Source organism: Arthrobacter sp. SLBN-112 (assembly GCF_006715225.1).
GTDB lineage: Bacteria > Actinomycetota > Actinomycetes > Actinomycetales > Micrococcaceae > Arthrobacter.
The window spans coordinates 2,527,530-2,554,453 of record NZ_VFMU01000001.1 but is presented as its reverse complement, the minus strand read 5'-3'; the positions used below and the strand labels follow the sequence as shown (position 1 = coordinate 2,554,453).

13 protein-coding genes and 1 pseudogene are annotated in these 26,924 nt (G+C 68.2%); all 14 read right to left on the bottom strand.

The window, feature by feature from the left end:
- Positions 1 to 70 precede the first annotated feature (70 nt).
- A complete protein-coding gene (locus FBY33_RS11790; RefSeq protein ID WP_142030733.1) occupies positions 71 to 880 on the bottom strand; it encodes an inositol monophosphatase family protein in 810 nt (269 codons plus the stop codon).
- Positions 877 to 3,195 carry an NAD-dependent DNA ligase LigA gene (gene ligA / locus FBY33_RS11785; RefSeq protein WP_142030732.1) on the bottom strand — a complete coding sequence of 773 codons (2,319 nt, stop codon included), beginning with the start codon at positions 3,193 to 3,195 and terminating at the stop codon, positions 877 to 879. The genes FBY33_RS11790 and ligA overlap by 4 nt, the downstream gene beginning before the upstream one ends.
- 56 nt (positions 3,196 to 3,251) lie before the next feature.
- A complete protein-coding gene (locus FBY33_RS11780; RefSeq protein ID WP_142030731.1) occupies positions 3,252 to 3,854 on the bottom strand; it encodes a hypothetical protein in 603 nt (200 codons plus the stop codon).
- Between the two features lie 121 nt (positions 3,855 to 3,975).
- Positions 3,976 to 8,421: an FtsK/SpoIIIE domain-containing protein gene (locus FBY33_RS11775; protein WP_142030730.1), complete on the bottom strand. Its 4,446-nt coding sequence runs from the start codon at positions 8,419 to 8,421 to the stop codon at positions 3,976 to 3,978.
- Complete coding sequence (locus FBY33_RS11770; RefSeq protein WP_142030729.1) at positions 8,418 to 9,122, bottom strand: hypothetical protein; 705 nt, start codon at positions 9,120 to 9,122, stop codon at positions 8,418 to 8,420. Before FBY33_RS11770 ends, FBY33_RS11775 begins: the two co-directional genes overlap by 4 nt.
- A gap of 85 nt (positions 9,123 to 9,207) precedes the next feature.
- Positions 9,208 to 11,010 carry a serine/threonine-protein kinase gene (locus FBY33_RS11765; protein WP_142030728.1) on the bottom strand — a complete coding sequence of 601 codons (1,803 nt, stop codon included), beginning with the start codon at positions 11,008 to 11,010 and terminating at the stop codon, positions 9,208 to 9,210.
- Entirely contained in the window at positions 11,007 to 13,157 is a 2,151-nt protein-coding gene (locus FBY33_RS11760; protein WP_142030727.1) for an FHA domain-containing protein, read from the bottom strand. The genes FBY33_RS11765 and FBY33_RS11760 overlap by 4 nt, the downstream gene beginning before the upstream one ends.
- Positions 13,144 to 14,094: a PP2C family protein-serine/threonine phosphatase gene (locus FBY33_RS11755; protein ID WP_142030726.1), complete on the bottom strand. Its 951-nt coding sequence runs from the start codon at positions 14,092 to 14,094 to the stop codon at positions 13,144 to 13,146. Before FBY33_RS11755 ends, FBY33_RS11760 begins: the two co-directional genes overlap by 14 nt.
- Entirely contained in the window at positions 14,091 to 15,362 is a 1,272-nt protein-coding gene (locus FBY33_RS20835) for an RDD family protein (protein ID WP_268815888.1), read from the bottom strand. The genes FBY33_RS11755 and FBY33_RS20835 overlap by 4 nt, the downstream gene beginning before the upstream one ends.
- A gap of 288 nt (positions 15,363 to 15,650) precedes the next feature.
- Positions 15,651 to 15,707: pseudogene (locus FBY33_RS20830) on the bottom strand (hypothetical protein); the annotation flags it as partial.
- Positions 15,704 to 18,277 (bottom strand): transglutaminase-like domain-containing protein, encoded by a 2,574-nt coding sequence (locus FBY33_RS11745; RefSeq protein ID WP_142030724.1) that lies wholly within the window; start codon positions 18,275 to 18,277, stop codon positions 15,704 to 15,706. The gene FBY33_RS11745 and the pseudogene FBY33_RS20830, both read right to left, overlap by 4 nt.
- Positions 18,274 to 19,617 carry a DUF58 domain-containing protein gene (locus FBY33_RS11740; protein WP_142030723.1) on the bottom strand — a complete coding sequence of 448 codons (1,344 nt, stop codon included), beginning with the start codon at positions 19,615 to 19,617 and terminating at the stop codon, positions 18,274 to 18,276. The genes FBY33_RS11745 and FBY33_RS11740 overlap by 4 nt, the downstream gene beginning before the upstream one ends.
- A gap of 73 nt (positions 19,618 to 19,690) precedes the next feature.
- Entirely contained in the window at positions 19,691 to 20,662 is a 972-nt protein-coding gene (locus tag FBY33_RS11735) for an AAA family ATPase (RefSeq protein ID WP_142030722.1), read from the bottom strand.
- 75 nt (positions 20,663 to 20,737) lie between these two features.
- Positions 20,738 to 26,860, bottom strand: a complete 6,123-nt coding sequence (locus tag FBY33_RS11730) for an Ig-like domain-containing protein (protein WP_142030721.1) — start codon at positions 26,858 to 26,860, stop codon at positions 20,738 to 20,740.
- Positions 26,861 to 26,924: the final 64 nt, after the last annotated feature.

Genomic DNA, 26,924 nt, shown 5'->3' with positions numbered 1-26,924 from the left:
CTATCAGTACGGGCATGGCCTGATGCTCCGCTGGGGCCCATGGGGAACCCGGGCACCGGGAAACAGGTCCTTATAGCGGAAACTTGCCGGACAGCTCCAGGCTGGCGGCGCATGTCCAGGCGTCCAGGCGTTCGTCATCGGTGGGGCCGCCATCGAGGGGGCTGGTCAGGCGCGGCCTGCGCACCCAGCACCCGGCTTCCTCCGCGATGAGTGCCCCGGCGGAGAAGTCATGCTCGTTCAGGCCCCGCTCGCCGTAGGCGTCATGGGTTCCGTCCGCCACCATGCACAGGTCCAGGGCCGCGGAACCAAGCCGGCGGACGTCTGCGAACCCATCCATCAGGGTGGCGAAGGCTGCAGCCTGCTGGGAACGGATCCCGGGCTCGTAGCTGAACCCGGTGGCCAGGATCTGCCCGGTCCGGCCGGGGACGGGGCCCTCGAGCCTGGTGACCGTGCCGCGCTCCTCCAGCCAGGCACCCTGGCCGCGGGCAGCGTAGTAGATGCGGCCCAGCGCAGGAGCATTGACGACGCCGGCCAGCCAGGCGCCGTCGGCATCGGCAACTGCCACGGAGGTGGCGTAGTAGACGATATTGCGGATGAAGTTGGTGGTGCCGTCCAGCGGGTCGATGGACCAGCGGTAGCCGCTGGGATTGGCGGGTCGGGTGCTGCCCTGTTCCTCCCCGGTGATGCTGTCTCCCGGGCGGGCAGCGGCGATGACGTCCCGCACCGCGTTTTCGGCGGCAAGGTCAAAGGTGGTGACCCAGTCCCCGGCCGCCCCCTTGTTGCTGGCGTCCAGCGCGTTGCCGTCCCGGCCGGAAAGGACCCTGGCACCGGCAGCGGCTGCCTGTTTGGCGACCTCCAGCAGTTCCGAAGCGGACGTCATGCGTTCTCCTCCACCGCGGCCGGTACAGCCGCCTCTTCGTTATCGTCTGCGTCCGTCCCGGGCGACGCCGAATCCCCGAAGGCGGCCGCATCCTCCAGGGCTGCCGGGCCGCCGTCGAGCAATTGCCGGAACCCGTCCTCATCCAGCACCGGAATCCCCAACTGCTCGGCTTTATCCAGTTTGCTGCCGGCGCTTTCACCGGCCACCACGTAGCTGGTGTTTTTCGAGACGGAGCCAGCGGCCTTGCCGCCGCGGAGCAGGATGGCCTCCTTGGCCTCGTCGCGGCTGAAGTTGGGCAGGGAACCGGTGACCACCACGGTCAGCCCTTCGAGCGTGCGCGGCATGGACTCGTCACGTTCGTCCTCCATGCGCACCCCGGCGGCCGCCCAGCGGTCGATGATATCAAGGTGCCAGTCCTCGGCGAACCATTCCTTCAGTGCCGCAGCGATGGTGGGGCCCACCCCGTCCACGTGGGCCAGTTCCTCCTCGGACGCTGCCCGGATGCGGTCCATGGAGCCGAACGCCTGCGCCAGGGCCCGTGATGCGCGCGGGCCCACGTGCCGGATGGACAGGGCAACCAGCACCCGCCACAGCGGCTGGGTCTTGGCTTTTTCGAGTTCCGTGAACAGTTTCTGCGTGGTGGCGGTGGGCTTGGAGGGCGACTTGGCCGTGCCCTTGCTGAAGAAGTAGGGAACCAGCTCGTACTCGCCGGTGGGAACGCCCTTGGTCTTCTTCTCCCGCCGGATCCTGACGCCGGCCAGGTCCTGGGGGGTGAGGTCGAACAGCCCGGCTTCGGAGGCCAGCGGGGGGACTTCGGGTTCGGCCGGCTGGGTCAGCGCAATGGCCGCTTCCCAGCCCAGGGCCTCGATATCGAAGGCGCCCCGGCCTGCAACGTGGAAGACCCGCTCGCGAAGCTGGGACGGGCAGGACCTGGAATTGGGGCAGCGGACATCCACGTCCCCCTCCTTGGCCGGTGCCAGCGGTGTCCCGCAGGAGGGGCATTCGGTGGGCATGACGAAGTCCCGCACCGGCGGGTCCTGCTGGTCCCGGAGGGACAGGACGGGACCCACGATCTCGGGAATGACGTCCCCCGCTTTCCGCAGGATCACGATGTCGCCGATCTTGACGCCCTTGGCCTTGACCACGTCCTGGTTGTGCAGGGTGGCCATCTCCACCGTTGAGCCGGCAACCTTGACCGGTTCCATGACGCCGAAGGGGGTGACGCGTCCGGTGCGGCCAACGTTGACCTGGATGTCGAGGAGCTTGGTGTGGACTTCCTCCGGCGGGTACTTGTAGGCCACGGCCCAGCGGGGAACGCGGGTGGTGTTGCCCAGCGCGCGCTGGATGGCGAAGCTGTCCACCTTGATCACGATGCCGTCGATTTCGTGGAGCAGCTTGTGCCGCTGGTCCCCGTACCGTTTGATGAAGCCCAGGACGTCCTCCCGGGCCTCGAGCACCTCGAAGTAGGGGCTGACCGGCAGGCCCCATTCCTTGAGGAGCCCGTACGTTTCCGACTGGCTGCCGGCCGCAAGGCCTTCGCGGGCGCCGATGCCATGGACGAACATCTTCAGGGGCCGCTTGGCCGTCTCCGCGGGATCCTTCTGCCGCAGGGAGCCGGCGGCGGCATTCCTGGGGTTAGCCAGCGGTGCCTTTCCGGCCTCGATCAGGGCCTCATTGAACTCAGCGAACGCCTTGGACGGGATGAAGACCTCCCCGCGCACCTCCATCTCGGCGGGGAAACCGCTGCCGCGCAGGTCCTGCGGTATTTCCTTGATGGTGAGCAGGTTGTGGGTGATGTCCTCGCCGGTGGTGCCGTCGCCGCGGGTGGCAGCCCGCACCAGCTTGCCGTCGCGGTACAGGAGGTTGACGGCCAGGCCGTCGATCTTGAGTTCGGTCAGCCAGGCTGCCTTGGAGCTGCCGTCCCCAATCTTTTCGATGCTGGCCTCGGCCCGGTTGAGCCAGGCCTCGAGCTCCTCCAGCGAGAAGACGTCTTCCAGGCTGTACATCCGCTGCAGGTGTTCCACGGGCGCGAACGCGGCGGAGACCTCGCCGCCCACTTCCTGCGTTGGCGAGTCGTTGGCCACCAGTTCCGGGTGCAGCGCCTCGATCTCCTCGAGGCGGCGGAAAAGGGCGTCGAACTCGGCGTCCGAGACCAGGGGTGAATCCTCCTGGTAATACGCAAACCGGTACTTCCGCACCAGGTCGGCGAGGTTTTGGTATTCCTCGCGGATGGCTTCGGTGGGGACGGCCTGGGGCTCGTGGGGCGCCGCGGTCCGGGCGGCGGTCTGTTCTGCGGGTCCTGGTCCTGTGCTCACAGACCTATCTTGCCTTACGCCTCCGACACTCGCCTGACACGGCAGCCAAAGGGCTGTCAGTGCGCGCGGAACCGGTTCCGGTTTCGGTTCCACCATGCGAAGGCACCGGCGGAAACCCCCACCAGCAGCGTGCCAAGGGCAATGGGCAGGGGCGCGGGGCCGCCGGGACCCTGGCCACGGGCAGGGGCAGCGGCAGCCATCCGGGCAGGTCCGGTAGTCCGGGTGACGGGGCTGTTCCAGTCCACACCACTGGAGGGGCCTGTGGGCGGACGGTAGCCGGCAGCGGCTGAGGGGTTTTCGGTGGCGGCTCCCGCCGGGACCTCCGCTGCCGTGGCGGGCGGCGCGGCCGGGGCAGGAGTGCCTGTCCTGGGTGGCTGGGGCTGGACAGGCTGGACGGGCCTTTGGGTGGAAGGCGCCGGTTGGGCCGTCGGCTGGACAAGTGTGCCGCCCTGTCCCGGTGGTTCACCGGGCTTGCCCGGCCGTCCGTTCGATGTCTTGTCTGCCGAGGGATCCGGGCCGGGTGCCGCAGTGGTGGCCGGCGACGGCTCAGGAGAATCAGCCAACGCCGGCATAGGGGCGGACAGGCCCATGGTGAGTGCCAGGAGCGCCGCGGAGGCGGCGGCGGGCACAGCGCGGAAGAGCGGGGTGGAGGGGGTCACGGTTACCTTTCGACGCCCACGGATCCCCCCGTCCGCGGCCTTCTGGTTCCGCAGCAGTCTTCTACACTCGACCGGACGGCCGCAAATCCGCCGCAGGAGCGGCCGTCCGGTCCCGGCGTGTTCAATCCCGGTTTTCCGGCGGCAGCGCCACCTGGATTTTCCTGGCTTTGCCCCGTCCCACCACGTACCCGCGGCCCGGAATGAAGTCGGGGCTGACCCTGCCCAGGGAGGTGTTGAGCAGGCTGTCGCCCTCAATGTCCCCCGGATTGAGCAGCAGGCCGCGGCGGCCGGATTTGAAGGGCTGGGCAAGCTGCCAGGCGGAGGACCAGGTGGAGGACTCGGACTCGCCGATGACCCATTGGTCTGCCTTGAGGGACGCGGTCACCAGCTGCGCCATCCCGGACTCGGCGATGGTGTCAGTGAACTCTGTGAGGCCTTCGATGAAGAAGGCCATGGTTCCCGGGTTACCGGTGGAATGCTCCACCAGGTCCTCCACCACCTCGGCGAGATCGTCCGGGCCCACCACGGCGCGGTTCCAGATGGGAAGGGACGCGACGGCGGACCGGCGGGACCCGAGGTAGACCAGCTCGGTGGCCGGGTTGGAGCGGCGCAGCGCGTAGGCAAGGCTGACCAGGGCAACGGTGCGCCCCGCCCCGGGCGGGCCGGCCAGCAGGAGGGGGCCGCGCGCCATGATTTCGGCCGGCTGCAGGGACTCGTCGTCCACGCCGATAACAGGCAGGTCCGGGCTGCCGGCGGGCAGGACATCCAGGTCCACCTGCTCGGGGAGCCGCTCGATGCCCGGGGCGGTTTCCAGGCCCTGCCGCAGCATGGCTTCGCTGAGCTTGTGGACTTCGCGGGCCTGCAGGGCCAGGTTCGAGTTCCCGCCCAGGACGGCCAGCTGGACTTCAAGCCCGTCCAGCAAGCCACGGCCCGGGGGCGACGTGGCCGTGAGGACGTCCCGGGGCACGTCCATGGAAATGTAGTCGTCTTCAGAGGAGAGGCGCAGGACCAGGCGGCGCTGGATGGAGGCGAGGAGCGAGGCGGGAACGGCGTTGGGCCGGTCCCCCGTCACCACCAGGTGGATGCCCAGGGTGCGGCCGTCCGTGGCCAGCTGCAGGAAGATGTCCCAGAGCCCGGAAAGCTTGCTGTGCTCATACGCCTCGCGGAAGGCGGACATGCCGTCCACCAGCACGAAGATCCGCTTCTCATCGGGCCGGTTGGCCAACTTCCGGTACTCCACGATGGTGGAGGCCCGCACCTCGGCGAACTGCGCCGAACGCAGCTCGGCGACGTCCCGGAGGAGCCGCAGCAACCGCCCCACCCGTTCGACGTCGTCGCCGTTGATGATCTCCCCCACGTGCGGAAGTTCCTCCAGCATCCGCAGCCCCGCAGAGCCGCAGTCGATGCCGTAGACGTGGACCGGACCGCCGCGCGGTGTGACGGCCGCTGCAATAGCGATGCCGCGCAGGGCCGCGGACTTGCCGGAACCGCCCGTTCCGTAAATGGCCATGTTGCCGTCGCGGTCCGGTTCGTAGAACACGGTGGGCTGGTCCTGGTGCACGGGATCGTCCGCGACGCCCAGCAGCAGCTGTTCGTCGGTGCGGGGATTGGGCAGTTTGGAGAAGTCGTAGGTCTTGGCCAGTTCGTCCAGCCATGGCTTCCGCGGCGGCCGGAGGGCCAGTGTGTCGGCGGCGTGCACGATGGTGGAGGTCATCCTGGCGATGTCGTTGGGGCCGGCAGGCTCCGGCGCCGCAGGCTTCTCCAGCGCCGGCGCTTCCCAGCTGGGGCCGGAACCAAAGGCCATTTCCACGATGTCGATCTGGGGACGCTGCGGTTTGTCGGTGGTCCAGCCGCCGGCATAGCCGGTTTGGAACCCCTGGATCCGGCCGGGCCCTGTCTTGGCGGCACCGCGGCCCGGAATGGAGGGGTCGAAGTAGGCCGCATCCGGAACACCCAGGATGTCGGTGGCGTCGTCCTCGTCGGCCATCCGCAGCGCCACGCGAAGGTTGGTGTTGGCGCGCAGGTTGTCCTTGATGACGCCCGCCGGCCGTTGGGTGGCCAGGATGAGGTGCAGGCCAAGGGAACGGCCACGGGCGGCCACGTCCACCACGCCGTCCACGAACTCGGGCACGTCGTTGGCCAGAGCGGCGAACTCGTCCACGATGATCACCAGGTACGGCGGGGCCTCCGGGTCCGCCTCCCGCTGCAGGGCCAGCAGGTCTTTGGCCTTCTTCCGGTTCAGCAGTTGCTCGCGGTAGTGCAGTTCGGCGCGAAGGGAGGTGAGGGCGCGGCGCACCAGGTGCGGGGAGAGGTCCGTGACCAGGCCCGCGGTGTGCGGAAGGTTGATGCAGTCGGCGAATGCGGCTCCGCCCTTGTAGTCCACAAAGAGGAAGCTGACGCGGTCCGGGCTGTAGGCCGCCGCCATGCCCATCACCCAGGACTGAAGGAACTCGGACTTGCCGGCGCCGGTGGTGCCGCCCACCAGGGCGTGCGGCCCTTCGTTTTTCAGGTCCAGGTACAGCGGCTCAATGCCTTTGGACCCCACCAGTGCCCGGAGGGTGCCGTTGTCCTTGCGGTTGGCTACAGCGGTGGCGTGCAGGGAGTTGTTTTCCATCCAGCGCTCAACCACCGCCTGTGGGTTGTCCAGGAAGTCCTTGCCGATCAGGGTCACGTAGGACACCGCGCGCGGCAGGTCGGAATCGTCGTTGACGGGTTTGCCCACATCCACCACGGGTGCCAGCATCCGGGCCAGCTGGGCGGCGAGCTCCGCGTCCACGCTCTCGCAGCTGACCGGGTACGTATGGCGGCCCAGCCGGACCTGGCCGGTGGTGGCGCCGTGGTCGCCGTCCACCACCATGAAATCGCGGCAGGCGGCCGGGAGCGACTGGACGTCGGTGGCCACCCACAGGATGTGCACGCCCGAGTCAGGGCCGCGTTCGGCCAGCCGGGTGAGGCGGCCGCGGTCCACGGGGGCGTCATCTTCCACGATGACCAGGACGGACGGCAGGACCGGCTCTTCGAGCTCATGCTTCACGGGGTCGATGCCGGGGCGCAGGTCAGGGCCTGACCGCCTGGCCGCTGCCTCCCGCGCCTCCACCAGGTCCTCAAGGCGGGCCAGCAGGGAGGAGCCGCCCGCGGAACCGGCGGCCAGGTGGTCCCCGCCCAGCGGGCTGTGGCCCGACCCAACATGCGGCAGCCACTGCAGCCAGTTCCAGCGCTCCCGGGACCGGGCGGACGTGATGGCGGTGAGGACCACCTCGGCCGGGGAATGCAGTCCCACCAGCTGCAGCACCATGGCACGGGCCACGTCGTCCACCAGGCCGCGGGTACCGGCGATCCCCAAAGCTCCGGAGGTGCGGAGCTGGGAAACAACAGGGACACCTTCGATCTCGCTGAACTGTTTGATGCAGTCCTGGATTTCGCGGCTGTACTGGACTTCCGTGTCGTTGCTGGACGGCTCTTCCAGCGGGATGCGCGACGGCGCGGTGCCCAGCCCGAACCGCAGGCCCAGGAATGTGGAGTGCTCCGGCCGGTGCGTCCACAGCAGCGGCCCCAGTTTGTAGATGGCGTCCACGGTGTCGCTGACGGATGGCGCTTCCTGCAGCCGGACCGCCCGTTCCACCTGCTGCAGCCCGGTGAGGTCCTGCCGGAACGCAGCCATGGCGGCGCGGAACTGCTTGAGTTGCTCCTTCTGCTGCTTCCGGGTCCGCATCTTCTGGTCCACGTAATGGCCCACGATGAACAGCGGCATCATGAGCATGAACACCATGGAAAGCACGTTCTGCGTGACGGCGAAGATGACCGCGCCCATCATCAGGGGCGCCACCAGCATGATGTAGGGGAAGGGATGGTCCTCGGGGCGCTTGGGCCCGGCAGGCAGGACCCGCTTGGAGACCTCGAAGCGGGGCACCACCCGCGGGGAGCGGTTGAAGTCAACCAGGGGCGACGTCGGTGCTGCCGCATGGTTGTGTCCCAGCTGAACCACGGTGACGGTGGTGTCGCCCAGGGTCACCGTGTCGGAGGAGTTCAGGGTGGCGCGGGTGACGGGCAATCCGTCCATCAGGAGGCCGTTGGCGGAGTTGGTGTCCACGATCTCGATGGCGTCGCCCACCGTGATCCGGGCGTGCCGTTTGGAGGTGAGCGGGTCCGTGAGGCGGATGTCCACGTCCCGGTCCCGACCGATGTAGCTGGTGCCGGTGGGCAGCGAAAATTCGCGCCCGACGTCGGGCCCGGACAGCACGCGCAGGGTGGCGGCAGCCGGTCCCCTGCCGGCACCGGGTTCGTGGAACTGTCCGCTGACCTGCGCCAGCGATACCACCGAGCCGGGGCGCAGGCCGGATTCGAGGAGGTTGTCCTCCCGGGCCAGGATGTTCCCGCTGATGCCGGCACCCACGAAGGCTTCGTCGATCCGCAGGGAAAGGTTGTCCGGGGCAGGGGTACCCTTGCGGTCGGGGTCCGCCGCCCACAACACGGTGGCGATGTCGGCCACGGTGGCCATGCCGTCCACCGTGACGGCCAGGTCCTTGGCGTCGGCGGGTTCGCGGCGGAGTGTCAGCCGGATCCTCATCCTTCGTCCACGCCCCTCATCTTCTCCAGGAGGTACAGGTCATCGGGCGTCACCAGGTGGGTGGTGACGGCGTGCTCCACCAGGCGCGCCCGGCGGTTGGTGGCGAGCTTGCCGCCGCCGCCGCGCAGTCCCACCACGCCCACGCGGTCCAGTTTGTCGCAGACGTTGTCCAGCTTGCGGTTGAACCGGGTCAGTGCCCAGCCCAGGGTCTTGGCGGCCGCCGCGGAGGACGGGATGGTGCTGAAGCCCGTGCCTTCGCGCCGGAGCACGGGCTCGGCAAGCGCTACGATCAGTGCCTTCTGGGCGTTCGTGAAGACCACGGGGCCGATGGTGGTGTCACCGCTGGACGCGCCTTCCCGGGTTTCCTGCCGGAAGGACGGCGTCTTCAGGTGGACGGCGAACTCGTACGTGGTGGGCCCGGCCGTGAAGATGACATTGGTGTGGCTGAAGACCAGCGGAATCCGGGCGCCGGGTGACAGCCACGCCTGCATGCCGCCCGAGGCGTCCGCTATGGTGGCGGACAGCATGCTGCCAACGTTGTTGAGCCACCAGATGCCGTCGTAGCGGGCCACCTGCAGGAACTGCCGGTGCAGGTACGGGTTGTCGTCCACCTCCAGGTCGCCTTCACGGCCGATATTGAAGATGTCCTCATCCGATGGCTCGTACCATTCGCCACAGAAATCGATTGCTAGATCCCCCATGATCTGTGCCTCCTCAAGGCAGAACTGTTGCGGTGGTCGGAGTGCTGGTCATGCCGTAATAGCGGCGGCCGGCCGGGCAGCAATTTCATTGGCCGGTGCACGCGATGGAGCCGGACGCAAGCGGTGAGAATGCGCCGTCGGTCCGGACGATCATCACCTGGATGCAGGTCTGCCCTGTCGGGTTGGGACGGACCCGGACCGGCGGCTGTGCGATGGCCTGGAATCCCCCTTCGCCGCCCCCGATGGTGTACACCTTCCACTTGTAGGTGTCCCCGTCCTTGGGCTGCGGGTTGGTCCACGTGAAGCTGGCTTCCCCGTCGCCGCCGATAGTGCCCTTGAGGCTTTCGACGTCGGGCACGGTGCCGTTGTCCAATGCGTCGGCCGGGGGTTTGCTGGCCTGCTGGGTTTCCACAACCTTGGGGGTGCCGGTGGCCGTGTTCGCCACCACGATGCCCACCACCGCCGCCAGTGCCAGGAGGGTTCCGCCGGCGAGCGCGAGCCAGAGGTTGCGCTTGCTGTGGTCTGCTTCCGGTGTTTCCCCGGGCTCGTCCACCTTCACGGCCCGCTGCACTGTTGCGTCGGCGGCGTGGCCCGTATCCTGCGCAGCTCCCGCCGGGTCCGTTACCGGCGCGCCGTAGTTGGCCGGCCCTGCGCTGCCGCGCAGGACGGTGGAGTGGGACCACTCCCCCTGCCCGGCGCCGTCGTCCGTGCCTGCAACGGGAGCGGCTGCCCCGGTGGACGCCATTCCGGTGGCTGCAGCCCAGGTGGTGCGGGCCGGAATGGAGGGCACCGCCGGGGCCGGCTTGCCTTGGCCGGGCGTGACGGGGGCAAAGTGCGACGGCGGGACGGCACCTCCCCTGCGGCCCGTTGCGTCGGTCCCGGCGCCGCCGGGGTTGGGGCGCGTACGGGCCGGGAACGTGGGTGCGCTGCCGGTCCGCTCCGGGTCGATGGCGGCAATGCTGCGGACGCGCGTCTCCTCGGTGCCGTCGTCCGGGTGGCTCTCCTCCTGCTGGGGTTCCTCGAGGACCTCGAAGGGAGTGACGGAAAGGTTGAGCTCGGCCTGGATGCGCTGCAGGGCAAGCGCGAAGGCGTGCGCCGACGAGTACCGGGACTGCGGCATTTTGGCCATGGCCGTGGCCAGGGCCAGTTCCAGTGATTCCGGCACATCGGCACGGCCCAGCCGCGGCAGCGCCGTGTTGCTGATCCGGTTGATCAGTTCACGCTGCGAGTTGTCCGCGCCGGGCATCACGAACGGCGAGCGTCCGGCCAGGAGGGTGTAGAGCGTGGCGCCGAGGGCCCACACGTCCACCATGACGCCGTCAACGCTGCCGTCGCGGAACTGCTCCGGCGGGGACCAGGGAATGGACATGCCCGAATCGTCGTCTGAGTCCCCTGCCAGGGTGCCGGAGATGCCGAAGTCGGTGAGGGCCGGACGGTTGTAGTCGGTGACCAGGATGTTGGCGGGCTTGATGTCGCGGTGGGCAATGCCGGCGCGGTGGGCTGTTTCGACGGCGGAGGCCACTTGGATGCCAACGGCCAGGACCTCGTCCACGCTGAAGCGCTGGCGCCGGTACCGCACGTCAAGGCTGGGCCGGGAGCAGTACTCCATGGCCAGGTAGGAATGCCCGTCGTCCGTTACTTCCGCTTCGAAAATGGTGACGATGTACGGGTGTGAGGACAGCTGGGCCATGAGGTTGGCTTCGGACTCGAAACGCCGCCGCGCGCCCTCGGTCTTGAGGTCCGAGAGCAGCACCTTGACGGCGACCTTACGGCGCGGCCGGTCCTGTTCGTACAGGTAGACGTCGGAGAACCCGCCGGAGCCCAGCAGGCTGATATAGGTGAACCCTGAAATGCGGGGCGGCGGCGCAACGGGCCGTTTGGAACTCAAGGAATCTCCTCAAAACGCAGTGAGATGTTGTCGCCCAGTTCCGCGATGTCGCCGTCGAGCAGGATGGCCATCTCGTTCTGGGCCAGGCGCCGCGGCGGCTGCCCTTCACGGACCAGGACCGTGCCGTTGGTGGCCTTGAGGTCGCAGAGCATCACGTGCCAGCCTTCGAGCCGGACCTCCAGGTGGGACCTGGAGATGTCCCCGCCGGGGCTTGCCACCTGGACCAGCCGCGGCATGACGCCGCCCTGGACCCGGGACACGGACGGCTGCCGGCCGATCACCATGGACTGATCGAGATCCAGGAGTTCGCCGGTGGACAGGCGCATCCGCCCCAGCCGGGGACGGGCCACCTGCACGGCATCAGGCAACAGGGCACTCCCGCAGGCGCTGCATTGGGCATGGGTGGGCGGATTGGCGTGGCCCTGCGCACACACGCGAGCCAGCACCAGCGGGCGGCCGGCGCGGTCCTGCTGAACGGCCGGTGCGTTCGTTGCCTGCCCGGATGCTGTTCCCGGGAGGCTGCTCTTCATGACCGTCTGGCCATCGTGGTCGGGGTCGAATGCGGCGTCGAACCCGGTGCTGTGTTCCTGGCCGGCGCTGTGTTCCTGGCCGGCGCCGGATCCCGATGCTGGAAAGGGTCCTGATGCCGGGATCGATCCGGGGGCCGGGCTGGCGGGGCCAAGGCCGGGTGCAGCAGGCATCGGCGTGGATGGAACCGCAACGGCGGCTGCGGGCGGCGCGGCCGGGTTGTCGGAGGTTGGCTGCGGAACAGGTGCCGGGGCGGCCGGTGCCGGCGTGGCTCCACCAATGCGCCATGGGACAGAATCAATGAGGACGCCGGTGGACGCGGGACGGGGCGGCACGGCAGGCCCTTCATTCGGGCTGGCCTCAAATCCGGAACCGGCATCGGGTCCGGGACCGGCATCAGGTCCGGCGGCAGGCCCGGACTGGCCACCGCCTTCAGCTTCTGCCCCGGTCCCTGGACCGGCTGGTGAAACTTCGAGGGCAGGCTCCCCTGCAGCGCCGAGGGCGGGCAGCAGTTCGGCCGCGGGCAGTGCGGGAGGTTGCTGCCGCGAAACGTGGCCCGAATCGGCGTCGGGGTCCTCCCGCACGGCAGCGTCTTCGATGTGCCGCATCACCGTGCGGTCCCAGAGGTGGTCGTAGGATGTGGTCATCTCCCCTGCGGAACCGGCACCGATTCCGGCGGAGGCGCCGCCCACAGCAGCATCTGCGCCTGCGTCGGGGAGTTCCGGCTCCCCGTCAGCTTCCCCGGCAATCTCCCCGTCGGCACGGATGTCCCCGTCCGAATGATTCTCCCCGTCGACGCCAATAATGCCGTCCGGGGCAATCGTGGCGTCCAGGTCCAGGCGGCCCGCGACCGGGAGATCCGCAACGACGCCAGCAGGGTGTTCATCGGCCCGGTCCTCGTCGATGACTCCCAGCACCGTTTCGGCCGAGGCTCCGTGTTCGGGAAGGAGCGTGGCTTCGGAAAGGAGGGTGGTCGGCGGCACGTCATCGGTTTCGCGCAGGACAGCCCGGGGCTGTGCGTCAGAAGGGGGCTGTGCGTCAGCGGCGGGAGCGGCCGGAACATCAGCGGCCGGAACATCAGCCGCCGGGCCGGCGGCGGAAGTTCCCGTTGGTGCTGCGGCATCCGCTGCGGCCGGACCACCCACGGCAGCGGGGCCGGACGGTGCGCCCATGGTCAGGGACTGCAGCAGCACCACGCCTTCACCGATTGGCAGTTCGGGTTGCTCCGCAGCGTGCCCGGAGCTGCCGGCGCCACCGTCTGCGATCCTCACCCGGCACGTGCCGGGCAGCACGAACCTGCGTTCGTTCCAGGTGGTCACGTCCCGGCCGTCAAGGTCCATGGCTCCGCCGGGCTGCTCGACGGTGAGGTCGATATCGCCGCGCAGGAAGACCCGCAGGGACCCGTTGAAGTCCAGGATGCCGAAGGACGGGATGCGGGTGAGGGATCCGCCCGACGTGCTGGTCACGGCTGCGAGGACCTCGTGCGGCTCGGGCCGGCCCGCCAGGAGCTCCCACAGCGCACCTGCGAGTTCGGCGGACCACCCGGGGCCCAGGAGGACAGCGGTGCGGGACCTGACAACACCCAGCCAGGTGCCCGGGCTGTAGCTAGCGGCCGTCATTGCCCTGCTCCCCGTGCTGGGCAGGAGCGCCCCGGTCAGCCGTCTCCTCAACCGGTTCGGGCAGCGGCTGCGTCACTGCTTCGGATGCCTGCGGGCGCGGCAGGGTCACCTCGTCTCCGTCAGCAGAGGTGAGGCGGGGCGCTGTGGTGCCCGCGCCGTCGTCGTTCGCAACGTTCCTGGCGTCCACCACGATGGCCGTGACGTTGTCCCGCCCGCCCTTGCGAAGGGCGGCCTGGATCAGGGCGTCCACTGCCTCCTGCGGATCCGCCACGGTGCTGAGGATCCCCAGGATCTCCTCGTCCGCCAGTTCCCCGGTCAGTCCGTCAGAGCAGACCAGCACGCGGTCGCCTTCCTCCACGGGAAGAAGCCAGTAGTCCGCCTCCGTCTCGTCCCCCGTGCCCAGTGCGCGGGTGACCACGTGCCGCCGCGGGTGAACGGTTGCTTCCTGCGCCGTGATTTCGCCCGCGTCCACGAGTTCCTGGACCTCCGAGTGGTCCACGCTGATTTGTTCGAACCGTCCCTGGCTGAGCCGATACGTGCGGGAATCGCCGATGTTCAGGACCAGCCAGTACGGCATGCCCATTTGTTCCACCACCACCGCACCGGTGAGGGTGGTGCCCGCACGGGCTCCAGTGGCCTCGCGGATCGAATTGTCCGCACGGACCAGGTACTGCTGGAGGACGGCAGCGGTGATGCTCCGCTCCCCCGTGCTGACCTGGGGCATTTCGGCGAGTGCCCGCACGCACAGGCCACTCGCAATTTCGCCGGCTTCGTGGCCGCCCATGCCGTCGGCAACGGCGAAGACGGGATCGGCCGCGATGTACGAATCTTCGTTCAGCTCCCGGCGGAGTCCCCTGTCCGTCCCGTAGCCACAGCTGAGGCTGGGTCCCGGCCCCGGCTGGATGGTGGAGGAAACACTGGCGGGGTGCTGGTTCATGCCTGTCCTAGGTAAAAGGTACGGTCTCCAAAATGCACGCTGGATCCCGGGGTAACAAACGTGGGGACGCCCGGCACCAGTGGGGTGCGCAGGCCGTCCGGGGTGGTGACGGCGCTTCCGTTGGTTGACTGCCGGTCCGTCACCCAGATACCTGCGCCGTCGGTGAGCAGGTGCAGGTGCGTCTTGGAGATGGAGCGCCCGGGATCATCCACAGCCAGCAGCTGCGCGTGCTGTTCCCCGGCCTGCCCCACCGGGTTGCGGCCCACCAGGACGCTGCGGTCCAGCTGGAAGTCGCGGCCGTCGTCCAGTCGGATACGGAGGACGGCCACAGGGGCAGTGCCGCTTGTTCCGGGCCGCACCTGGGTGCGTTCGACGTCGTCGTCCACGTGCTGCGGAGGAACCCGGTGGCCGGCGGAACCTGTCGGTGCAAAAACCTGCGGGAAAGCGGGCATCATCCCCTGGGCGGCAGCCTCCGCGGGTGCCGGCGGCGCGAAGGAGGCCGGCGCGGCGTAGGGCATGGTCTGCGACGGCATGGTGGCCGATGGCGAAGGTGCTGGCGGTGCGGAGGGCTGGGAGGCCGGGGTTTGGCGCACGGGAGTTTGGACTGCGGTGGCCCCGGCCACCGGGGACAGTACCTGCTGCACGGGCGGAAGGTCCAGGGGCGCGAAGCTGTAGGGCCCCTGGATGCCGCCGGTGGTGATGGGGTCGCGGCCGGCCTTGACGTCGAACACCAGGGTCTTGGCGGCGGCGTCATTCCAGCCGCGCAGCCCGCCGTTCTTGTCCCAGCGGCTGGAAACGACCACCAGCACGGCCCACACAGCACCCACCAGGAGCAGCGGGCCAAGGATGAACAGGGCAGCGTCGAACCACTTGAAGACCACCACCAGCACCGCAGCCAGCACGGCCAGCAGGATGCCTGCCCCGGTGATGAGGCCGCGCAGGAACACGGCACCGGCGCCGGGAGCATAGCCGTCCTGGTCCGCGCTGCGGATCCCCATGAGCAGGTTGCCGGGGGTTTTGCCCGTGCGGGCCTCCAGGCCGATCACCACGAACAGGTAGGCAAGAGCCAGGCCAAGGCCGATGCCGCCAAAGAGGACCAGCGAGGAGGTGTCGTAGACAATGAAGCCGCCGCTCCTGGTCCGGGTGATCCCTGCAAATCCGATGGCAAACGTCACCACCAGCACCGCCGCCCCCGGCAGCCAGTCAATGACTGCAGCACCGAGCCGCTTGCCCGCCGCAGCCGGAACAAGCTGAAGGTTCACTGCCATTCCCGTTCCTCCCCCTGGAGCGGCCTCCACCCGTGTGGAACCGCCGGTCCTGCCCGGCGCGGTCCCCGTGTGCAAGGTGCCCGCCTGCGCGGTGCCCGTAAATGCGGTGCCCGCCGGCTGACGTGCCGGGGGCCTTTCTACTACCGGGATAGTACCGGGATTCCCGGGCGCGTGCGCGGGGCGCGCCTCGGCAGCAGCACTCCTTCCGCGGGCCGTCGGAAGGTCCGGGGTGTGGGGGCGGCGTGCCGCCCGGTTAGGCAGCGGTGCACCGCAGGAGGTGCAAAAGGTGGCGCCTGCCCGGACGGGCTGTTGGCAGCGCGGGCAGCGTTCGTCGTCGGAGGTCACTGCCGGCCGGGTCCTTCCTGGCCGCGTCCTTCCCGGGCCGGCGGCGCGTCAGCACTTCCGGAGGCACGACGGCGCCGGGCGGCAACGAACGCGGAGACCGCAGGCAGTGCCGGCCGGCCGCCGCGCAGGCTGGGGCCCTTGCCGGAGTTCATGGCGGTCCGGGCGTCGGCAAGCAGGGAGCGCGGTGAGAACCGCGCCTGCTGCCGGCGCCAGAACCCCATGCCGGAGGTCATGTCCTTGAGGGAACCATCAACGATGGTCCAGTACTCGCGAACGTCCTCCTCGGTGGGTTCTCCGGCTCCGAAGATGGAGGCGTCCGCCCGGCGGGCCAACAGGGTGGTGGTCCCTTGGGTGGCAGGGAACGCCTCGGCCAGGACCGCTGCGCTTTCGCGCCGTGTCGAACGGGTGTCGACGGCGGCACCCAGGTCGGTCGCCAGGCTCACCACCTCGTTCCAGCCTCCGCCCACACGCTGGGCAGGGTGGCCGTCGCGGAAACGCGACTTCCGCCGTCGTGCCTTCAACAGGGCGATCAGCAGCAGCGGCAGGGCAAGGACCACCAGCGGAATGGCGGCGACACCCAATGCACCCAAAAGGGCGCCCCAGAACAGCCATGGGTTGTTCTTCTTCTGGTCCGCGTCCAGGGCATCCGGTGAGGAGTCCGGCGGCAGGTCCGCGGGCTCCTGCGGCGGGGGCGGCGGCTGCAGCACCTGGGGCTTGGGCTTGGACTTGTTCTCCGGGTCCGGCGGGATGGGGATGTTGTCCTTGGGAGGGGTGGGATCGAAGCTGACCCAGCCCACCCGCTCAAAGGCGACCTCCACCCAGGCGTGAACGTCCTTTCCGGTGATCTTCACCTCGCCGGCACCGTTCTCCGGGCTGGTGGGCTCCGGGTAGAACCCCATCACCACGCGGGAGGGGATGCCCAGGTGCCGGAGCATCAGGGACATGGCCACGGCGTACTGTTCATCATCGCCGAGCATCTGCTTGGCGGTCAGCAGGTTGCGGATCCGGGCCGCGCCATGGCCCGAGACGCTGGGCAGCTGCCCCTCGCTGACCAGCCCGTTGCTGAAGGCCCCCGTCTTCTGGAAATGTGCCTCGATCTGGCGCACCCGGTCGATGGCCGTGGGAGCGTCGGCGGACAGGTCATTGGCCTGGGAACCGACCACCGGCGGCACCTCCAGCGGGGCCGGCAGGGAGATTTTGGCGAAGTCGTACTGCGTCAGCTGCCCGTGTTCGAGCTTGGCGGGGTCAGACACCTGCACCGTGTAGGCGTCGCCGCGGGACAGTCCATTGGTGGTGACGGCGGTGTCCGTTCCCGCGTTGAAGTAGAGGCCGGCAGCAGCGGCCGAACCTGACTGGCCAAAGCTGATGCCGGTGGTCTTCCGGCCGCCGGGGACAAAGTAGCCCTGGTAGTCCTCCACGTTGATGCTGACTGAGTAATCGTTCGTGGGCACCACCCCGGACGTGTCAACGAGGGTGTTGATGGACTTGGCGTCGCCCACCTTGCTGAAGTTGCCGGAGCCGTTGGGGTCCATGTTGTAGTTGGTGCCATTGAAGGCGTCCAGGGCACCCAGGCGCACCCGCCCGTCCCGCGGGAGGCCCTTGACCACGAACAGGGTGTCGTCCTTCTTGTCCTTCACGTAGGTCCGGAAGCTGGCCAGGGGCGTGATGTAGTCCTTGGGGTCGAACGGCGGCACCACCACGTTGCGCAGGACTTTCCGGTCCTCGCCGGCGCTGACCAGCGGCGCGGCTACAGCGGTGATTCCCACGCTGGCGGCAATCACTCCTGCGGCCATGCCCAACCGACGGATCCTGGCGCGGCGGGCGGTGGCGCTGTCCGCCTGCGGATTGTTGACCGCCACCCTGCGCGTGCTGTTCCGCCGCAGGGCGTCCCGGCGGAAAGTCGCCCAGGCAATGCCGAGCACAGTGAGGCCGATGCCGCGTTCCAGGGTCAGGAACGCGGCGTTGGTGCTGAAGGCGATGCCCGTGACGAACAGGACGAGCACCGGCAGGAGGGGCAGGTAGGGGCTCCTGGCACGCCAGGTCAGCAGCGCGGCCACCAGGGCCGTGATCACCGAACTCAGGAAGGGGACAATGAGCACGCCGCCGGCGGTTCCCACCGGCACGCCCACGGTGAGCATGTCCTTCCAAGCGAACACGACGCCCAGGAGCAGGGTGCGCAGCGAATCCAGGGAGGGGACAAAGCCGGCAATGGCGGAGTCCGGCACGGCCAGCCAAGTCCCAAACACCAGGTAGGCGGCCAGGGCCAGGGCGGTGGTGATCAGCAGGCCCAGGCGCAGATGGGCGTTGGCTGCACCGATGGCCAGGCCCAGGATGATGCCGCCGAACCCGGACAGGAGGTAGTAGGGGTCACCGCCGAAGCTCAGGCCGAAGCCGAGCAGGCCCAAGCCCAGCAGGACCACCAGGGCTCCGGCGTCGAGCATGAAATGCCAGGGCGGCTGGCCGGTAGTGAATGCGGAGTCCGGGTTTGCGGCCTTGCGGCGGGTACGGGATTGCGGGGACCGTGTTTGTGCGGCCGGCGTTTGTCGGGAACGGCCCGGTGCGGCGCTCATGCGGCAGCCTTTCTCAGCACGATGGCAAGGTCGGCAAGGTCGCCGAGCGTCAGGACGGTCAGGTCTGCGATGTTGGCCCTGGTGGGCGCCGCACCGGCTTCCACCCGGACCGCCAGGCTGCGGACGCCTGGCGGAACGGAGGCGGCGGCGGAACGAAGCTGGGTTGCCGTTACGTTGCTGCCCACCACGAAGAAGACCACGGAGGCGTTGGGAACCGTGTCGGCCAGGGTCCTGGCGAGGTCGACGGCGGTGCGGCGCATCGGCGTGCCCACGATCCTGGTCATGTCATCGAGCATGGTGCGGCCGGTTTCGCAGCGGAGCGGGCCTTTTTGCGTGAGAACGTCGAGTTCGCGCTGTTCGCGGATGGCCTGCCGGCCGATGGAGGCGGCTACCGAGATGGCCATCTCGAATTCGTTTTCGGAGGAGTACTCGTCGGTGTTGATGGACAGCGAAATGGCCAGGTGGGCGCGGCGGGTTTCCTCGAACTGGCGCACCATCAGTTTGTTGGTGCGGGCTGTTGTCTTCCAATGGATGTGCCTCCGGTCATCGCCGGGCACGTAGTCGCGCAGGGCGTGGAAGGACACGTCGGCACTGGAGAGGTCCGTTGTGGGCATGCCTTCGAGGTCACGGATGAAGCCTGCGGCGGAACCTGCCAGGGCAACCGTGCGTGGGTGGACGAAGAGGTCCTCCGGCTCGGTCCAGAGGACCTGGCAGCGCAGCAGGTGCAGGGGGTCGGCCCGGACGGAACGGACCGGTCCCACCACGATGACGGCGCGCCGCGCGGTGGGGATGGTGAACAGGTCCTCGTGGACCTGGCCGGGCTTCATCCGGGGCAGGTGGAAGACGGCCGTGGTGCTGCCCACCGGCAGTTCCAGCGCGGCCGGCAGCAGCGGGCGGGCCGAGGTGTTGGAGACGGCGATGCTGCCCACGGCGCTGTCCCCCACCGCCACACGCGTCCGGGCGAGGTCCAGCACCACGCCGTAGGAGGACCGGCCGAGGATGAACGCGACGGCGATCACGAACATGGCGAAGGCGGCGATGGCGGCCGCCGTGGCTTCCTGCCAGCCGAACGCCTGGCCGGTGGTCCAGAGCAGGATGGCGGCGGCAAGGACGGACCAGCCCAGGATGCTGACCACAGACAGCACGGGCCAGGCGTACTTCAGCCAGATGCCCCGGACAGTCCGCCAGGCGGGCGCCAGGGCGAGCAGGGCCGTGCTGCTGGCTTCGGACCACACGGCTGCAGGGTGCAGCGCGGTGGGGCGGCCGTTCCGGTGGAAGGGCTGCTGGAGACGCTCCGCGAGCCGGGTCAACCGGGTGCCGCTGGACGTGCCGTCGGACATAAGGGTTTGCCTTCGTTGTTGCGCTGGAATGACAGTGGCGGCGGCTGCAGCTTCAGGCTGCAGGCCGGGCGGTTCAGGCGTTGGTACGCTGCTGCGGGGCGGCGACGTCGGCCAGGATGCGGGTGAGTACAGCCTCGGCGGTGGCACCCGAGAACTCGGCTTCCGGGTCCATCACGAACCGGTGGGTCCAGACCACGGGCGCCAGTTCTTTGATGTCATCCGGCAGCACAAAGTTCCGTCCCTGCGCTGCGGCCCAGACCTTGGCGGCACGGACCATGGCCAGGGCGCCGCGGACCGAGACGCCAAGCCGGGTCTCCGGGGCGCTGCGGGTCTCCTCGCAGAGCCGGGAGATGTACTCCAGCACCGCCGTGTCAACGTGCGCCGTGGCGGCGAGGTCGGCCATGTCCGCCACCGCCTGGGTGGTGATCACGGGAGACAGATCCTTGGACCGGTCCCTCAGGTTGTTGCCGCCCAGGAGCCGGACAGTGGAGGCGTGGTCCGGGTATCCGATGGAGGTCTTGATCAGGAAGCGGTCCAGCTGGGCCTCGGGCAGGCGGTAGGTACCGGCCTGCTCGATCGGGTTCTGGGTGGCCATCACCATGAAGGGGCGGCCTGCGGAGTAGGTGGTGCCGTCCACGGTGACGCGGGATTCCTCCATGACCTCCAGAAGTGCGGACTGGGTCTTGGGCGACGCACGGTTGATCTCATCGGCCAGGACGATGTTGTTGAAGATCGGCCCCTTGTGGAACTCGAACTTCTGCGTCTTCTGGTCATAGATGGTCACACCGGTGACGTCCGAGGGCAGCAGGTCGGGGGTGAACTGGATGCGGTTGTTGGACCCTTGCACGGTGGCGGCAAGTGCCCTGGCCAGGGAGGTCTTTCCCGTGCCCGGGGCATCCTCGAACAGGACGTGGCCTTCGGCCAGCATGGCGGTGAAGGTCAGCCGGATGACGTGTTCCTTGCCCAGCACCGCCTGGCCCACGTTGGCAACCAGCTTTTCGAATGTGTCGGCAAACCACTCGGCCTGCTCCATGGTCATGGTCATGAAAGTTGCTTCCTTCTTCTGGGTCGAATTCTGTGCGGGCCCGGGTGGACCTGCATTGCGGTGCGGTGTTTCCTGCTAACGGTTGGGCATTCCGGCCGGCGGGTTGCAGCCGACGTTTGACGTGTCACAGCGAAGCCAGTGGCCGGACGCCATGCCGGAGCTCAGGTGATACCAGATACCGCTGGGGTTGTTGGATGTCTTGTACCAAACCTGGTACCGGTCAGCAGTGGACGGGGCGCCGGCGTCGAGCCATATACCCTCTCCCGTGCACTGTGAGGGATTGCCTGCAACGTAACTGTCCGTGCCCTTGCGGGGTTCGGTGCAACTGCGGACCGGGCTGGCAGTGACGTTCCAGGACGTGGGTACCGGGGGCGGTGGCTCCGATCCACTGCGGGAGGTATCGCTGCCGATCCGGCCGGGCTGGCCCCCGCTGATGGCCCGCACTTCCAGCTTGTGCGTCTCGTCGTAGCCCACGCTTTTCGAGAATGAGCGCTGGGTTGTGTCCTGCCAGCCACCGCCATCGAGCCTGTACTGGTAGCCGGTCACCGCCCTGCCGTTGCCGTCCGGCTGGTTCCAGGTCCAGGAGACTGTCTTGTCGCCGACGCCACTGCTGTTGCTGCCGTTGACGGTCGGAGCAAACGCGAGGCCGTAAGGATTGACGGCGTTGGACGGCGCGCTGGCATCGCCGGCACTGGTGCTTCGGGACGAAACAGCCCACACCACCACCGATGTCTGGGTGCCGTTGGGAGCCGCAACCACACCGCCGCCGGCGGGAATGGTCCCCGAGCCGCCCCCTGACGTGAGGCTGTACCGGTAGGTGATCTCCGTCGGCGATGAGCCGTTGCGCTGGGCGTCCGTCAACTGCGTAAACCGGACATCGATCTTGCCGCCGTTGCCGTTGGTGTCCACGAGCGTGGCCGTGGGCGCTCCCACGGTTCCGGGCTTGCCCACGGCACGGGTCGCCGCCGACGGCGCACTGGTTGCACTGGTTCCGGCCTTGTTGGTGGCCGAGACCGTGAAGGTGTAGCTGGACTCGGAGTTGTCCACCGTGACGTTCTGCGAGGTGCCGGCAACCTGCTGGCTTGTGATGGCGGCACCGCCGCGGAGGGTGGTCAGGGTATACGACGAGACAGCGTCACCATTGTTGTTGGGCGCCGTCCACACCACCCTGAGCTGGCTCTGCGAACCCACCGGGGTTGCCTGTGCCACGCTCGGCGCGGCAGGAGTCGCGGGGACGCCGGCCGGTACTTCCGCAGCCGAATACGGGCTCCACTCGGACGGGTCTTTCGCATCGTTCCGGGCCAGGACCCGCACCTTGTAGGACACGCCGTTCTGCAGGCCCTTCCAGACGTAGCTGACGGACGTCAGTCCCTGGATCTGGGGGTTCTGGCCGGCGGGGGCCGGGGAAATCTCCAGGTCGTAGGACTTCACCGGCGAGCCTTTGCTCGCCGGAGCAGTCCAGTTGACCGTCAGCTGCTTGTCGCCGAACTTCAACGACGGCGCCAGCGGGGTATCCGGCCTCACGTCCGGACGCACGTCCGCGGACGCCGGCGACCGGTCTGACTCACCGAATTCGTTGGTGGCCGTCACCTGGAAGTGGTACGTGGTGTTGTTCGTCAGCCCATTCAGCGTGCAGGTGTTGGCGGGGCAGTCCTGCCGGAAGCCGCCCTCCCCGTAGACCGTGTACTTGGTGATGGATGAACCCCGGTCCGCCGGTGCGGACCAGTTGAGCAACGCGGTCTGGTCGCCCACGCTCTGCGCCTGCGGCGTGGTGGGTGACGCCGGCTTGTCCTTGACGGTGAGCCGGACCCGTGCCGTGGCATGCCGGGAGCTGTCCTGCGTCTTGTCCTCCACCGTGTACGCAACCACCAGGGTTCCGGTGAAACCCGGAGCAGGCGTAACCGTGATCGAGTCACCGTTGACTCCCACGTTGCCACTGCCGGTTTCGGTGTTTGCGGCAATGATCTTCAGCGGTGTTTCCGGGAACGGGTTGGCGTCATTGGCCAGGACGTTGATGGTCACCGGCTTGCCGGCGGCGGCCATGTCCTGCACGTCGTCGTTGGCAACGGGCTTGGGCCGGTTGGAGGCGGTCACGGCAAGCTGGTACGTGGCCGTGGCTTCAAGCCCGCGCGGATCCGTCGCCTTGACCTGCACCGCGGCCCGGGTCCCGGTTGCCGTGGAATCGGCCGCCGAAACCTTCAGCGCCGCGCCTTCGACGCGCGCGTTGAAGCCGCCGGGTGAATCCCCCACCAGCTCATACTTCATCTTCTCGACGTCGTCCTGGTCGGGGTCGGAGGTCAGCTTGCCCAGGTCAGTGCTGGCCGGGTCACCCTTGGGAACGTCCACATTGGCGCCAAGCAGCTCCGGCGGGTTGTTCTTGTTGGGGTTCGGCAGGACTTTGGTACGGATGCTCAAGGTTGATTTCAGACCGGCGGGGTCATCCGGGCCAGTACCGTCGGTGACCTCGAACGTGAGCGATCCGGGGCCCACGTAGTCGGCTCCTGCCGTGTACTTCAGGCCGGTACCGTCGCGCGTCACCGGATCGCCGCCGTCGGCCCCAATGAGCTTGACCCTGTCCACCTGGGTCAGCCGCGGCGAGCGGCCTTCCCGTACCTTGACCCACTCTTTCAGGTCCACGTCGACGGACTGCCCGGCCACCACCTCGATGACCTCATCCTTGGCCAGGGTGGGGACCTGCTGGCCCAGGCCCGGCACCCAGATGATGGCCGTGGACTGCTGGCCGTCAACGTCTTCCACCGTGTACGGAATGAGCTGGGGCTGTTCGGTGAGTTCCACCAGCACGTTGCCGTTACCGCCGGGCCGGGCGGTGGTTGCCTCGGTGCTGATCTTCAGGTTCTCCCCCACACCGTCAGGGTCCTCGTCGTTCTTGAGGACGGGAACATCCACGGCCGTCTTGCCCATGGCCTGGGCCGAGGTCACCCTGTCGTCGCGGGCAACCGGTGCCGTGAGGGGCACGTCGTTGTCCACCACCAGGCGGATGGCGGCCTGGGCAGCAGCGTCCCGGTCGTCCGCGACGGTGTACCGCACGTTCACGGTTCCCGCCTCGTTGGGGGCCTGCAGGATGATGCGGCCGCTGTTCCTGCTCACGGTCGCCTGCAGGGCCGGGTCGGCCTCGACTCCGTCGGTGAGGATGCGGATGCGGTCGCCGTCGGGATCGGTGTCGTTGGCGGTCGCGTCGACGGCGATCTGCCGCCCCGGACGCACCCGGACCTCGTCGTCCACCGGGGTGGGCTTCTGGTTGGTCTCGCCGCGCGGTGCGATGCCCACGGTCACGGTGCCCGTGTTGATGGCACCTTGGCGGTCCACCACTTTGTAGCGGAAGGTGTCGGTACCGGTGCCGTCCCCTGCGGCGGTGAAGTCGATGAAGTTGCTGCCGACAGTGGCGGTTCCCATGGCAGGGGTGCTGTCGATGCCGGTCAGCTGCACGGAGTCGCCGTCGGGATCGATTCCGTCCAGCGGCACCGGAATCCGGGCGGTGCCGGCCGCCACCACCCGGGCGGTCAGGTTGCGGGGCTGGGGCCGGGAATTCTCCGCTCCCTCCAGGGGCAGGATGTGGATGGTGACGGCGGCTGCGCTCTTCTGGCCCTGCGGATCCACGGCGTTGTAGATGGCGCGTACCGTCTTGGGCTGGGCGCCGGCGATGAAGCGGAGCGTGTTCTCTGAGACGAAGCTCTTTCCGTCCACGGGATCCACGGCCTGCGGCAGGACCGGGTCCACGGCCAGTTCCTGCCCCTGCGGATGGGTGTCGTTGTCCAGGACCGGGATGGTGACAACGTCGTTGACACGGACGTTCACTTCATCCGGTTTGGGCTGCGGGGCTTCCACCACCGCCGGGGCGGGGACGGGCACCACGGAGACGCTGCCCGTGGCCGACTTCTTCCCGTTGGACATGGTGTAGTCGAACAGGATGGGGTCCTTGGTCCCCAGGATGTCGGTAATCCGCAGGACGCTGTGGTTGATCACGCTGACCGATACCGTGGCGTTGTCAGGGAGTTTGACGGACTGTAGCACCAGGACGCCGCCGGAGGGGTCGGAGTCGTTGGCCAGGGGATCCAGCAGTACGCTGCCGCCGGTGGGCATCAAGGCCACGTCATGGACTGCCACGGGGTCGCCGCCGTCGTTGCCTGATTCGACGTCGACCCGGATGAGGCCCTGGCTGCTTTGCGGACCATTGCTCGCAATGTACGTGAGGTACACCGGGCCGGGGGTGGTGCTGCGGAAGGTGAAGGTCCCGCCGTCGGTGACCGGGCCGAGCTCGGCCGGGCCGTTGGCTTCCACCTGCGCCAGGCGGAGGGCGCCGCCGTTGGGGTCGACGTCGTTCTTCAGCGGGGAGATGACCAGGTCCTGGCCCACCACGGCGGTGACGTGGTCGGCGTTGACCACGGGCGCAAGCGCGCCGGGCGGCTGGACGTTGACCACCACCTTGCCGGTGACAGTTGCCCGTCCGTCCCAGATAGTGACCTGGACGTTCTTCTTGCCGGCGGTTGCACCGGAGTCCTGGAAGGTGAGCAGGCCGTCGCGCCGCACCTTGACCTGGTCCTGGTCGTTATCGGCTTTGGCATCCAGCAGCACCAGGTCGTCGCCGTCGGGGTCAATCCAGTCGGTGAGGATGTTCTGGCTGACGGTCTTGCCCTGTTCCACCAGCATGGTGGTGTCTTCGCCGCGCTTGAACTTGGGCGGTTTGTTTTCGTCCGGTCCCACTACGCTGAGCGTGACCTGGCCACCGGCGGACAGGCCCCGGCCGTCGGAAGCACTGTAGTTGAAGGTCTCGGTGCCGGGTTTGGCGTCAGCCGGGACAGTGATCTGGAACGCGGTGCCGCCGTAGATGCTTTCCAGCGTGCCCGCTTTGGGCCGGGAGTCCCCCACCGCCGCGGTCAGGACGTCGCCGTCGGGGTCGGAGTCATTGTCCAGGACGCTCAGGATGGTGGTGCGGCCAGGGCGCACGCCGACGGCGTCGGGCTTGGTTTCGGGCGGCCGGTTGGGTTTGGTGCGGTCCGGCAGGATGTTGATGGTGTTGTTGTCCGCCGATTCCTGGTCCTGGTCATCGGATTCGTTTTTGGGTGGGATGACGTCGTCCCAGTTGTTGACCAGCTGCATGTTCTGGTTCACCAACCAGACATTGCCCGAGTTCACGTCATTCAGGACCACCAGGTCCCGGTTCACCCGGAAAACATACGACGGCGACGCACTCGCCCTGGGCACGTCCACCTTCTTATCGTCCCCATCATTGGTGCAGTCCCGGACATACTTGTTCGCGCCCGACCACGCCGCATGCACACACCCGCCCAACTGCACCGGAGCAGCAGGAACACCCTCACCATCGAACGTCACCGTCTTGGCCGTCCCGCCATCCAACGGCTGCCTCAACAACGCCTTCCGCGTGGCAATGGCCACAACATCACTGCCCGGGCCCGCCTGCTGCAACTTCGCATCCCGCGCACCCTCCAACGCCAACCGCTTACCACCAGGCAAAAACAGGTTCCCCGCCGCAGCATCCAACACCACCGGCCGGTCCCCCACCACCGTCATCTGCACATCCCCGGCACCCCTCAACCCATCCCAGGTCTCAGACTCCGAGGACGTCACCGCCCCGTTGGCATCCACACCCGTCACCGTTACAGCCCCGGTTTTTGGGTCCGCCGAATAAATCCGGTCATCAGAACCCACCGCAGACACAAGACCCGCAGAACCCACCAAAACCGGCTCCGACGCCTCCTTATCAAAACCATTCACCGTGGACGGCGACACCGCCCACACCTTCCCCGAGGCAGCATCGGTCACCGACATCGTCCGCGCCCCGAAACTCACATCAGCAGCGCCCGGCAACTGCTTATCCCCGCCCAGGCGCATATTCGCCGGCGAGACCTGGTTCAACGTCGAACCAGCCTCATCATCAACAAACACCTCGCCCGCATGCTGAAGGACATCGAACGTCGTCGACGCCGGCGTCACCGCACCATCGAGCACCCGCGACGGATAATTCAACCGCCCCACAGCATTCTTCGACTTCGACACCACCCACACGCCGCCGTCATTCAACTCCACCTCAGTGGTCTTAAACCCCGGATACAACACAGCACCGGTCACCACCACCGCCACCACAGCACCAAACGCAGAACCGGTGACGAATTTCTTGTGTCGCTTCTTCAGCCCAAGCTTCCCCAGCAGAGTTGTCACAGCGTTACTTTTCCCCCAGATTGTGCGGCCGCATGGCGGCCTTGTCAGGGACCGGTACGAGGCT

Excerpts from the sequence above, each read along its gene's own strand:
- FBY33_RS11790 (WP_142030733.1), bottom strand. The coding sequence starts at position 880 with ATGACGTCCGCTTCGGAACTGCTGGAGGTCGCCAAACAGGCAGCCGCT.
- FBY33_RS11775 (WP_142030730.1), bottom strand. The coding sequence starts at position 8,421 with ATGAGGATCCGGCTGACACTCCGCCGCGAACCCGCCGACGCCAAGGAC.
- FBY33_RS11770 (WP_142030729.1), bottom strand. The coding sequence starts at position 9,122 with ATGGGGGATCTAGCAATCGATTTCTGTGGCGAATGGTACGAGCCATCG.
- FBY33_RS11760 (WP_142030727.1), bottom strand. The coding sequence starts at position 13,157 with ATGACGGCCGCTAGCTACAGCCCGGGCACCTGGCTGGGTGTTGTCAGG.
- FBY33_RS11755 (WP_142030726.1), bottom strand. The coding sequence starts at position 14,094 with ATGAACCAGCACCCCGCCAGTGTTTCCTCCACCATCCAGCCGGGGCCG.
- FBY33_RS20835 (WP_268815888.1), bottom strand. The coding sequence starts at position 15,362 with ATGGCAGTGAACCTTCAGCTTGTTCCGGCTGCGGCGGGCAAGCGGCTC.
- FBY33_RS11745 (WP_142030724.1), bottom strand. The coding sequence starts at position 18,277 with ATGAGCGCCGCACCGGGCCGTTCCCGACAAACGCCGGCCGCACAAACA.
- FBY33_RS11740 (WP_142030723.1), bottom strand. The coding sequence starts at position 19,617 with ATGTCCGACGGCACGTCCAGCGGCACCCGGTTGACCCGGCTCGCGGAG.
- FBY33_RS11735 (WP_142030722.1), bottom strand. The coding sequence starts at position 20,662 with ATGACCATGACCATGGAGCAGGCCGAGTGGTTTGCCGACACATTCGAA.